This is a genomic window from Streptomyces sp. NPDC046925, from assembly GCF_040644915.1.
Taxonomy (GTDB): domain Bacteria; phylum Actinomycetota; class Actinomycetes; order Streptomycetales; family Streptomycetaceae; genus Streptomyces.
Map to the genome: position 1 here is coordinate 186,772 of NZ_JBEYWZ010000017.1, position 10,755 is coordinate 197,526.

At 71.0% G+C, this 10,755-nt stretch carries 10 protein-coding genes and 2 tRNA genes; 4 read left to right on the forward strand and 8 right to left on the reverse strand.

The window, feature by feature from the left end; genetic code table 11:
- Position 1: 1 nt before the first annotated feature.
- On the reverse strand, positions 2-565 hold the full coding sequence (locus tag ABZ906_RS41680; RefSeq protein ID WP_361192630.1) for an HIT domain-containing protein: 564 nt from the start codon (positions 563-565) through the stop codon (positions 2-4).
- 67 nt (positions 566-632) lie between these two features.
- Here ABZ906_RS41680 and ABZ906_RS41685 point away from each other — a divergent pair, with 67 nt between their 5' ends.
- Positions 633-1,289 carry a potassium channel family protein gene (locus ABZ906_RS41685; protein WP_361391778.1) on the forward strand — a complete coding sequence of 219 codons (657 nt, stop codon included), beginning with the start codon at positions 633-635 and terminating at the stop codon, positions 1,287-1,289.
- Positions 1,290-1,345: 56 nt separating this feature from the next.
- Here the strand turns inward: ABZ906_RS41685 and thrS are convergent, their stop codons facing one another.
- From thrS to ABZ906_RS41700, 3 genes are all read right to left on the reverse strand, one after another.
- A complete protein-coding gene (thrS, locus tag ABZ906_RS41690) occupies positions 1,346-3,322 on the reverse strand; it encodes a threonine--tRNA ligase (protein WP_361391780.1) in 1,977 nt (658 codons plus the stop codon).
- Between the two features lie 129 nt (positions 3,323-3,451).
- Positions 3,452-4,693 carry a hypothetical protein gene (locus tag ABZ906_RS41695; protein WP_361391807.1) on the reverse strand — a complete coding sequence of 414 codons (1,242 nt, stop codon included), beginning with the start codon at positions 4,691-4,693 and terminating at the stop codon, positions 3,452-3,454.
- Positions 4,690-5,256, reverse strand: a complete 567-nt coding sequence (locus tag ABZ906_RS41700; protein ID WP_361391783.1) for a DUF4365 domain-containing protein — start codon at positions 5,254-5,256, stop codon at positions 4,690-4,692. Before ABZ906_RS41700 ends, ABZ906_RS41695 begins: the two co-directional genes overlap by 4 nt.
- A 169-nt stretch (positions 5,257-5,425) precedes the next feature.
- Between ABZ906_RS41700 and ABZ906_RS41705 the strand changes: the two genes are divergently transcribed.
- Positions 5,426-6,151: a 3'-5' exonuclease gene (locus ABZ906_RS41705; RefSeq protein WP_361192642.1), complete on the forward strand. Its 726-nt coding sequence runs from the start codon at positions 5,426-5,428 to the stop codon at positions 6,149-6,151.
- An 81-nt stretch (positions 6,152-6,232) separates the two neighbouring features.
- Here ABZ906_RS41705 and ABZ906_RS41710 read toward each other — a convergent pair.
- A tRNA-Val gene (locus ABZ906_RS41710) sits at positions 6,233-6,304 on the reverse strand.
- Positions 6,305-6,366: 62 nt separating this feature from the next.
- Positions 6,367-6,813, reverse strand: coding sequence for an SRPBCC family protein (locus ABZ906_RS41715; protein WP_361192645.1), 447 nt, complete (start codon positions 6,811-6,813; stop codon positions 6,367-6,369).
- 92 nt (positions 6,814-6,905) lie between these two features.
- Here ABZ906_RS41715 and ABZ906_RS41720 point away from each other — a divergent pair, with 92 nt between their 5' ends.
- Positions 6,906-9,326 (forward strand): hypothetical protein, encoded by a 2,421-nt coding sequence (locus ABZ906_RS41720; RefSeq protein WP_361391786.1) that lies wholly within the window; start codon positions 6,906-6,908, stop codon positions 9,324-9,326.
- 115 nt (positions 9,327-9,441) lie between these two features.
- Here ABZ906_RS41720 and ABZ906_RS41725 read toward each other — a convergent pair.
- A tRNA-Val gene (locus ABZ906_RS41725) sits at positions 9,442-9,513 on the reverse strand.
- A 64-nt stretch (positions 9,514-9,577) separates the two neighbouring features.
- Entirely contained in the window at positions 9,578-10,009 is a 432-nt protein-coding gene (locus ABZ906_RS41730) for a TIGR02611 family protein (RefSeq protein ID WP_190082528.1), read from the reverse strand.
- A 191-nt stretch (positions 10,010-10,200) separates the two neighbouring features.
- Here ABZ906_RS41730 and ABZ906_RS41735 point away from each other — a divergent pair, with 191 nt between their 5' ends.
- Positions 10,201-10,614, forward strand: a complete 414-nt coding sequence (locus ABZ906_RS41735; protein ID WP_003959770.1) for an SsgA family sporulation/cell division regulator — start codon at positions 10,201-10,203, stop codon at positions 10,612-10,614.
- Positions 10,615-10,755 lie beyond the last annotated feature (141 nt).

A 10,755-nucleotide genomic window follows, 5' to 3' on the forward strand; every position in this document is an offset into this window, starting at 1 on the left:
GCTAGCGGGCGGCGGGCCAGGCGTCGGCCAGCATCTTGCGGGTGTCCGCGAGCAGCTGCGGCAGGATCTTCGTGTGCCCGACGACCGGCATGAAGTTCGTGTCCCCGCCCCAGCGCGGCACGATGTGCTGGTGCAGATGCGCGGCGATACCGGCGCCCGCAACCGTGCCCTGGTTCATGCCGATGTTGAAGCCGTGCGCGCCGGACGCGGCACGCAGCGCCGTCATGGCCTGCTTGGTGAGCTCACCGAGCTCGGCCGTCTCCGGGGCGGTCAGCTCGGTGTAGTCGGCGACGTGGCGGTAGGGCACGACCATCAAGTGGCCGCCGTTGTACGGGTAGAGGTTGAGCACCGCGTACACCTGCTCGCCGCGCGCGATGACCAGGCCGTCCTCGTCGGATTTGGCCGGGATGGTGCAGAAGGGACAGCCGTCGTCGGCGCCCGGACCGCTCGGCTTGTTCTCGCCCTGGATGTACGCCATCCGGTGGGGCGTCCACAGGCGCTGGAACGCGTCTTGCGTCCCCACTCCGATCTGCTGCTCCGGCTCACTCGTCATGCAGTGCAGCATATGACTTGCCGCGATCGGAGCGTGTCGGCGGGGCGCCCGCCGGGTGCGGCACCGCGAAGCTGGGGCGATGACCGATGAATGCCGTCAGACACGCTGGGAGAACCGCACCGAAGCGCTCCTTGCCATGGCGTCGCTTCTCTATCTGACCTTGTACGCGGTACTGGTCCTCGCCCCGGGACTGCCCGAGGGGTGGCGCAACGTCTGCCTCGCGGTGCTCTGCGCGGCCTGGGCCCTGTTCGCCGTGGACTACGCGGTGCGGTGGCGGCTGAGCGGGCAGGGGGCGCGCTTCGTGCGCAGCCACTGGCTGGACACCGTGGTCCTCGTCCTGCCCCTGCTGCGGCCGCTGCGCGTCGTGCACGTCTACGAAGCCGTACAGCGCAGGCACGGGAAGCCGCGTCTGGCGCTGCACGCGCGCGTGGTCGCGTACGCCGGGCTTTCGGCGCTGCTCCTGGGCTTCGCCGCGTCGCTGGCCGTCTACCAGCACGAGCACACGGCGCAGGGCGCGACGATCCGCACCTTCGGGGACTCCGTGTGGTGGGCCGCGGCCACCATCTCGACCGTGGGCTACGGCGACGTGGCCCCCGTGACGCCGGTGGGGCGCCTGATCGCGGTGGGCACGATGGCCTGCGGGCTCGCGCTGCTCGGCGCGGTGACCGGGTCGTTCTCGGCGTGGCTGTTGCAGGTGTTCGCACGGGGAGACGACGAGAGGCCCCCGGGGCGCTGAGCGTCCCGGGGGCCTCTTTCTTAACGCGTCTTCTTTCCCGCATACGCGGGATCAGGTCACACCTGCTCGCGGCTCTCCACCACGGCCAGGAGCTTGGCCAGGGCCTGGTCGCGCGGAATGCCGTTCTCCTGCGAGCCGTCGCGGTAGCGGAAGGAGATCGTGCCGGCGTTCATGTCGTCGTCACCGACGATGATCATGAACGGGACCTTCAGCTTCTGCTGCGTCCTGATCTTCTTCTGCATCCGGTCGGACGAGGCGTCCACCTCGACCCGCAGGCCCTTCTTCTTGGCGTCGGCCGCGAACTCCTGGAGGTAGGGGATGTGCGCGTCCCCGACCGGGATGCCGACGGCCTGCACCGGGGCGAGCCACGGCGGCATCGCACCCGCGTAGTGCTCCAGAAGCACCGCGAAGAACCGCTCGATCGACCCGAAGAGCGCACGGTGGATCATCACCGGACGCTGCTTGGTGCCGTCGGGGCCGGTGTACTCCAGGTTGAAGCGCTCCGGCAGGTTGAAGTCCAGCTGCACGGTCGACATCTGCCAGGTGCGGCCGATGGCGTCCTTGCACTGCACGGAGATCTTCGGGCCGTAGAACGCGGCGCCGCCCGGGTCGGGGACGAGCGGGAGGCCCTGCTTCTCGGCCACCTGCTGCAGCGTCGCGGTGGCCTCTTCCCACACCTCGTCCGCGCCGACGAACTTCTCCGGGTCCTTGGTGGACAGCTCGAGGTAGAAGTCGGTCAGGCCGTAGTCACGCAGGAGGTTCAGGACGAAGGTGAGCGTCTTGTCGAGCTCGTCCGCCATCTGCTCCTTGGTGCAGTAGATGTGCGCGTCGTCCTGGGTGAAGCCGCGGGCCCGGGTCAGACCGTGCACGACGCCCGACTTCTCGTACCGGTACACCGTGCCGAACTCGAAGAGGCGCAGCGGCAGTTCGCGGTAGGAACGCCCGCGCGCATCGAAGATCAGGTTGTGCATCGGGCAGTTCATGGGCTTGAGGTAGTAGTCCACGCCCTCGTCGAGCTGCATGGGCGGGTACATGCCGTCGGCGTACCAGTCCAGGTGGCCCGAGGTCTCGAAGAGCTTCCCCTTCGTGGCGTGCGGGGTGTAGACGAACTCGTACCCCTCCTCCTCGTGGCGGCGGCGCGAGTAGTCCTCCATGACCCGGCGGATGATGCCGCCCCTGGGGTGGAAGACCGCGAGGCCCGAGCCGATCTGCTCCGGGACGGAGAAGAGGTCCAGCTCGCTGCCGAGCTTGCGGTGGTCGCGCTTCTCGGCCTCGGCGAGGAACTCCAGGTGCGCCTTGAGCTCGTCCTTGGTGGGCCAGGCGGTGCCGTAGATGCGCTGGAGCATCGGGTTCTTCTCGCTGCCGCGCCAGTACGCCGCGGCGTTGCGCATCAGCTTGAACGCCGGGATGTTGCGGGTGGTGGGCAGGTGGGGACCGCGGCAGAGGTCCTTCCAGCACAGGTCGCCGGTCTTCGGGTCGAGGTTGTCGTAGATGGTCAGCTCGCCGCCGCCCACCTCGACGTCCGCGCCGTCGTCGCTGGACGCGGAGCCCTTGATGCCGATGAGCTCCAGCTTGTACGGCTCGTCGGCGAGCTCCTCGCGGGCGGCCTCGTCGGTGACGACGCGGCGCGAGAAACGCTGGCCGCGCTTCTGGATCTCCTGCATCTTCTTCTCGACGGCCTTGAGGTCCTCGGGCGTGAAGGGCTTCTCGACGTCGAAGTCGTAGTAGAAGCCGTCCTTGACCGGCGGGCCGATGCCCAGCTTGGCCTCGGGGAAGAGCTCCTGCACGGCCTGCGCCATCACGTGCGCGGTGGAGTGCCGCAGGATGTTCAGGCCGTCCTCGGAGGAGATCTCGACGGGCTCGACCTCCTCGCCGTCCTTTACGGCGTACGCGAGGTCCTTCAGCTCGCCGGCCACGCGGGCGGCGACGATGGTGCGCTCTGTGGAGAAGAGTTCGGCGGCCGTAGTGCCCGTCGTCACCACGCGCTCTTCCCGCTCGGAATCGCGTTGGATGATCACACGGACGTCTGACACCGGTCTCTCCTACCTGAAGGGGGCGCGGCAGATCTGCTCCTGCACGCGAAACGAATCGTACCGAGCCGGGGGCGCCCATCGCGAAACGGTTATGCCCCCGTATCCCGCGGGCCCCGGCCGCGCCCCGTCTCAGTCCCCGCCGCACGCCTCCTCGAAGAAGTCGAGATGCTCCTGGAGCGATTTCATCAGGCGGTCCTTCTCCGCCTCGTCCACCTGCACCGGCACCACTCCCGATGCCCCGGTGAGCCGCCGGAACCCGCCCCGGCTCTCCAGGCGCCCGTGCACCCGGATCGGAAGGCCGACCAGATGGGCGTGGCCCGCGATGCGGTACGACTCCTCGTCCAGCGTCATGCGTACGTGGGGGACGTCCACGCCCGCGAGCACCCGGACCCGCACGGTGCCCTCGCCCCGCGGCCCGGATCTCCGCATCCGCACCACGGCCCCCGTGATCCGCACCGGCATCGCCGGCTCGTCCCGCAGATAGCGGGCGCCCGCCTCCCGGAGCACCGGCAGGTCACCGGGCGAGAACTCGACGGGCCCCGCATCGCCGGCGCACCCCTCGGGCACCCCGGCTGCGGGCGCCCACTGCACGGCGATCCGCGCGCCCTCCGTGCCCCGCACCAGGCCCACGACGGCTTCCGTCAGCTCATGGCTGACGCCCGCCTCGACGGCGCCGTCGAAGGCGTCCATGCCACCGGTGGCGCGCTGGTAGTCGACGGCCTCGCGGACCGCGTACAGCGCCTGGTGCAGCCGCACCGCGATGGGCCGACCGGTCAGGACGGGCACGAATGCGGTGAGCTGCCGCCCGCCGGGAGCGGGCCCGACCAGGACGTTCTCCAGGGCCGCGGCGGCGGGCCCGCGGTGCCGCGCCCCGTAGTACCCGGCACGGCCGCGCGCCGCGAGAGCACCCGCGAGCAGCATCTGCCGTGCCGCCGAGCGCAGTTTCTCCTCCGCCGTCCAGGTCGCGGCGCCCGCCGGGCCCGCCGGGACGTCACGCCACCAGCGGATCTCGTCGCTGGGCACGGCGAGCCCGACAAGGACGTCACGTGCGGACGGCGTCGCACTGCGCGCGAGGGCGGTGAGCGCCTCGCCGAGCAGGTCGTCGCAGTCGGGGAAGGCCCTGCTCTCCGGGACAAGGAGACTTGTGCCGCCCCTGGCGGAGCCCGGCGGAGTCCAGCGGGCGTAGCGGCCCGCCGCTCCTCCGCGCCGGTGCCAGCCGTGCCTGTGGAGCAGGACGCCGAGCACCGCGGGGTCGACCTGCGAGGGGTCGGGGGGATCCTGCGGGCCCGGCCGGCCGTCCCGGGGGCCCGCGGCTTCGACCGGGTGCGGGCGAACGGGGCGTAGCGGCTCTTCGATCGGGCGGTGCATCAGGGTCTCCCTCCCGTCCCGACCCGCGTCATGATCTCGCAGAGGGCCCTGTCGTCGAAGATCCGCGAGGTCGGGACGCGGACGGTGGTCCTGCGCCGGCCGGTCACCCGGTGACCGGCGAGATTGGTCCAGTAACAGCAGTGCCGCAGGTCGAGACGGTCGTGACCCGCGCGCAGCCAGTCGTCCTGCGACCGGGGCACGAGCATCACGACCAGGATCTTGTGCACCGCGACCGGGGTCCTTGCGAGCTTCTCCAGGTGCGGGTTGTCGAGCGTGAAGGAGAACGCGGCGCCCGGCGGGTTCGGCGGTATCTGGTAGGTGCACTTGAGCTGCACCTTGATGGTGACTTCGTCGTCGACCGTGTGCCCGGGGGCGCTGTGGCTGACGTGCCAGTCGATTCCGTTGTCGGGAAAGGGCTGTGAGAGCGAGCACCCCGCCGCGGCGGCGACAGCGTGCAGATAACCCACCTGAAGGGTCTCCATACAGGCGGTGGTGGCGAGTGTGCCGCGCGGCGGTGCGATCCGCTCGGGCAGCAGCCCACCCTGTTCGGGCTGCGCGAGCGCCATGTCCAACGAGCCTTCCGAACCAGTGAATCCCCGCTTCGGGCCGGTCAACTTCCAAACCCTGTACCTCTGTTGTCTCCGGGCCGCGTACGGCGCAAACGGGCCGGGTATCACCGGTGTGGGCAGGGGGAGGAAAGCCATCTGCCGGACATGATCGAGGAGTTGCGTCACTATGACGTGCTGGTACGAGGGGCCCTTGGCCGCATTCGACACGGAGACCACGGGCGTCGACGTCGAGACCGACCGCATTGTGTCGGCCGCCGTCGTCGTCCAGCAGGGCGCGGGAACCCGCCCGCGCATCACCCGCTGGCTGGTGAACCCGGGCGTTCCGGTGCCCGAGAGCGCCACCGCGGTGCACGGACTGACGGAGGAGCATCTTCAGCACAACGGCCGCTGGCCCGCGCCGGTGATGGAGGAGATAGCGAGGGAACTGGCGGAACAGGGCGCGGCGGGCCGCCCCATCGTCGTCATGAACGCGCCCTTCGATCTGACGATCCTGGACCGGGAGTTGCGCAGGCACCGCGCGTCGTCGCTCGGTCATTACATGGCGGGATCACCGCTCTGCGTCCTGGATCCACGGGTCCTGGACAAGCAGCTCGACCGGTACCGCAAGGGCCGTCGCACGCTGACCGATCTGTGCGCGCACTACGCGGTGGAGCTGGACGGCGCGCACGACGCGGCGGCCGACGCGCAGGCCGCCCTCGATGTCGTACGTGCCGTGGGGCAGCGTTTCGCCTCCCGGCTCGAACGGCTCTCGCCCGCCGAGCTGCACGCGTTGCAGGCGGTGTGGCACGCGGCGCAGGCCCGTGGTCTGCAGGCCTGGTTCGCGCGCAGCGGTACGCCGGAGACGGTGGACCCCGCCTGGCCGCTGCGGCCCGAAATGCCCGCGGCCGCCTGACGGTTGCCGTCCGACGACGACGTCTGCCGTCCGAGGGCATGAAAAAACCGGTCCGTCGGTGACGGACCGGCATTCTCCGGGTGGGCGATACTGGGTTCGAACCAGTGACCTCTTCGGTGTGAACGAAGCGCTCTCCCACTGAGCTAATCGCCCGGGAACGGACTGAACAATACAGGTCCCCGCGGGTTTCCATCAAACCGCTTCCGCAGAAGCCGTCAGCCCCGCCTGAGGTGCGCCTTCAGGCCTCGCTCGCCCGCGCGCATCATCAGCGCGTGGTTGAGGAGGAACACGGGTCGGCCTGGGACGGCGAAGCGGCGCATCAGCGGTTTGCGCACCACCACTTCCTGGTCGTAGAGCGCCCGTGTCCCGCCCGGCACCGCCGTGACGGTCCAGCGCGCCCAGCCGTCCAGATCCCCGGTCATGGCGACCTCCAGGATCCCGGCCTCCTGGTCGCGGCGCCGTTCCTCGCCGGTGACGAACAGGTCGTACGGCAGGAGGGAGCGGAAGCGCGCGGTGCCGGTGCGTTCGTCGACGGGTGTCACCTCGCGCACCTGGGGCCACCACGCCGGATAGTCCTCGGCGCGTTCGAGGACGGCGAACACGTCGGCGAGCGGGGCGGGCACGTTCCAGACGCTGCGGAAGCGGTAGTGGCTCCAGTCCATGGACCGAGTCTGCCGTCAGGACGCCGATCTGAGTACGTCCTGAGTATCCGCGCCCATGCCGGGCGCAGTGTCGTGGACCACACTCCACGGACATGACGAACATTCCGCCCCCGGCCGAGGAACTCCGCGTCCTCGACCTGGAGCTGCGCAGCCTCGACGCACGCAGGACACAGTTGCTGCACCGCCGCGCCTGGCTGGTCGGCGTCCTCCAGGCGGCGACCGCGCCCGCGCCCGGGCCTGTCCCCGCATCCCCTCCCCCGCGGCCGGTCCGCGCTCCGGAGGCGACACCGCCGAACGTGCAGAGCGTGCTGCTGACGCTGGGCGGCATCCTGCTCACCGTCGCGGCGATCGCGTTCACGCTGGTGAGCTGGGGCCATCTGGGCATCGGCGGGCGCAGCGCCGTCCTCGCGGCCGTGACCCTGACGGCACTCGGTGTGCCGACGCTGCTGCTGCGCCGGAAGCTGCGTTCGACCGCGGAGACGGTCGCCGCGCTCGGCCTCGCCCTGACCGCCCTCGACGCGTACGCCCTTCATGCCGTCGCCCTGCCGCAGGCCGACGCCCTCGGGTACACCGCTGCCGCGTCCGCCGTGCTCGCCGCGCTGTGGACGGTGTACGGCCTGGTCTTCCCCGAGCTGCGGCTGCCGCTGCCGCTCGCCGCGGCGACAGCTCAACTCCCTCTGTTCCTTTGGGCGCGCGCCGCGGACGCGGGAGAGCACGCGACGGTGACCGCGCTCCTGGTGACGGCGGCGTTCGACGTGGCCGTCGCGCTGCGGGCCGGCGAGGCCGGCGTACGTGTCATCGCGACCGTCTCCGCCTGCGCCGCGGGTCTGTGGGGCGCGCTGGCCGCCGGCTATCTGTCCTGGTCGGCCGCGGATCTGACCGACGCGGTGCGGGCGGGTGCGCTCCTGATCCTCGCGGCGGCGATCGCGCTGGCGGCGGCACGGCTGATCGCGCCGCCTGCGCAGGCGACGGGTGCGGCGTTCGCGGGCGGCCTGCTCGTGGCGGCCGCGGCCGGTGGCGTGCTGCGCGAGGCCCTGCCCGAGGCGTGGGCGGTGCCCGGCTATCTGGCCTGCGCCGTCGCGCTGCTGGCGGTCGTACGCACCGCCTTGCCGCGCCCCGTCCCGCGCGGGATCGCCGGAGCGGCGCTCCTGATCCACGCGCTCGCGGCGCTGTGGACGCTGCCCGCACTGGTCTCCGCGCTCGCCGGGCCCGTCAACTGGGCCGGAAAGGCCTGGTCGGGCGCCCCGTCGAACGCGGCAACCGCGGTCTTCTCCGCGGAACTCCCGGTGCACCACCCGGCCATGGCCTCACTCGTACTCGCCGTGATCGCCGGTGTGCTGCTCGCGGGGGCACGTTTCCTGCCCGTCGCCGAGCCCGCCCTGAGCCCGTCCGTGGCGCGCGCAGGTGCGCTCGGTCTGTCCTGGGCCGCGGTGTTCCTGCTGCCTCCGGCGCTCCAACTCCCCTATGCGGCCGGGGTATCGGCGCACGTCGCGGTGGTCGCGGTGCTGCTGGCCGTCGCGACGCGTGCGGGGTCGAGGCCGCTCGCCCTGACCTCGCTGGGCCTTGCGGTCGCCTCCTCGGTGAGCGTCGCGCTCCTCGCCCTGGCGACCACCTCGGCGACGCTGGGCACGCTGGCCGCCCTGACGGCGCTGTTCCTGGCGGCCACGGTGTTCGCGGCCCGCCGCCCGGAGACGGTCGCGGGAGCGGCGCCCACCGCGGTCTGCGCGGCCGTCTCGTACGCCGCAGCGCTCGCCTGCGTCTCGGGGGCCGCCCTGGGCCTGCGCACGGAGCACACGGGGCTCCTGACGCTCGTCGTACCGGCGCTCGCCGCCCTGGCCGCGGCCCGGCTCGGCCGCCATCCGCTGACGCCGCCGGTCGAGATCACCGGGGCGCTCGCGGGCGGCCTCGCGATCGTCCTCACCGCGGGGCACCCGGCGACCCTCGCCCTGGCGCTCGCGCTCGGCGGGGTCATCGCCGCGGGCACCGCGCTCCGCACGGAACGCCGCCCGGTGGGGTACGCCGCAGGGGCGCTGTTCCTCCTGGCGACCTGGGTGCGCCTGGCCGCCTGGGACGTCGGAACCCCGGAGGCCTACACGCTGCCGGTGACTCTCCCGGCGCTCGTGATCGGCGTGCTGCGGCGCCGCCGTCTCCCGGAGACGTCCTCCTGGACGGCCTACGGCCCCGGCCTGGCGGCGACCCTGCTGCCGAGTCTGGTGGCCGCCTGGGGCGACGCGCACTGGCTGCGTCCACTGCTCCTGGGCACGGCGGCCCTGCTGATCACGCTGATGGGCGCCCGGTACCGGCTGCAGGCCCCGCTGGCGCTCGGCGGTACGGTCCTCGCCCTGGACGCGCTGCACGAACTCGCGCCCTACATCGTCCAAGTGGTGGATGCCCTGCCGCGCTGGCTGCCGCCCGCGCTCGCCGGACTGCTGCTGCTCGCCGTCGGCGCGACGTACGAACAAAGGCTGCGCGACGCCCGCCGGGTACGGGACGTTCTCGGCAGAATGCACTGACTCCGCTTTTCCGTGCGGCAGCCGACGGGGCATCAATTCCCTTGTGCCGCACGGAAAAGGGCGCGAATACGACTGCGGCCCGGAGGCTGTAAGCCTCCGGGCCGCAGTTTCGGGGTGGGCGATACTGGGTTCGAACCAGTGACCTCTTCGGTGTGAACGAAGCGCTCTCCCACTGAGCTAATCGCCCCCGGCGCAGGGAGAACATTACCGCATGTCAGCGGGTGCCTCCGACCGCCCGGAGCCACCCGGGGTCACTCCTTGATCTTCCACGGCATCTCGAGGCCGAACTTCCAGACGTAGATCGCCACGAGCACGGCGATGATCACCAGGCCGATGGTCGTCAGGATGATGTTCCGGCGGCGCACCTTGGGGTCGAGCGCACGCTGCGCGGCCTCGGTGACCTTCCGCTTCGTCCAGCGAAGCACCAGCTGGGCCCAGACGAACTCGGTCGCCCAGATCGCCATTCCCCCGAAGATCACCAGCCACCCCGGTCCGGGCAGCGGCAACATGATGATGCCCGCGACGACCACGGCGAGGCCGACGATGAATACGCCCACCTGCCAGCTGAGGTGCAGCGCCTTGCGGGCCTGGATGAACTCCGGCGCACGCGATCCGAGCGGCTGTTCGTCCTTCGTACCGGTGATTGTTTCAGCAACCCCCGGCTCGTTACTCCCCGTATTCATACGGCCAAACCCTACCGGACGGAAACCGGTCACCGGAATGGGTGTACGTGCCGAACAAACAACCCGCCGTACGAGCTACCTAAAGACACCCAAAACCCTCAGAGGGGTTTACAACGGCACCGTAGGTGGCATGTCGATTTCGCCGACGTGCGAATCCCCGAGCGCACACTGAGCGAAAGGCCCTGGCGCTTATGAACACCACGGTCAGCTGCGAGCTGCACCTGCGCCTCGTTGTGTCGAGCGAGTCCTCACTGCCTGTACCCGCAGGACTGCGGTATGACACGGCCGATCCCTATGCCGTGCACGCCACCTTCCACACCGGAGCCGAGGAAACAGTCGAATGGGTGTTTGCCCGCGACCTCCTCGCCGAGGGCCTTCACCGGCCCACCGGAACCGGCGACGTCCGAGTCTGGCCGTCCCGGAGCCACGGTCAGGGCGTCGTCTGCATCGCCCTGAGTTCCCCTGAGGGTGAGGCTCTGCTCGAAGCCCCGGCGCGGGCCCTGGAATCGTTCCTGAAGCGAACGGACGCTGCCGTGCCGCCCGGCACGGAACACCGCCACTTCGATCTGGATACGGAGCTCTCGCACATCCTGGCCGAAAGTTAGCTCCAGGCCGCGCGAGAGCACCCGGCGCCGTCCGACTCGGGGCGACGGCTCGGGCAGGACAACCGCACAGAGCAGACACACCGGCGCCGTCGCCCGCCGGGTCAACGCACCGGGAGGAGACCTCATCGAGGTGGCCGTCAC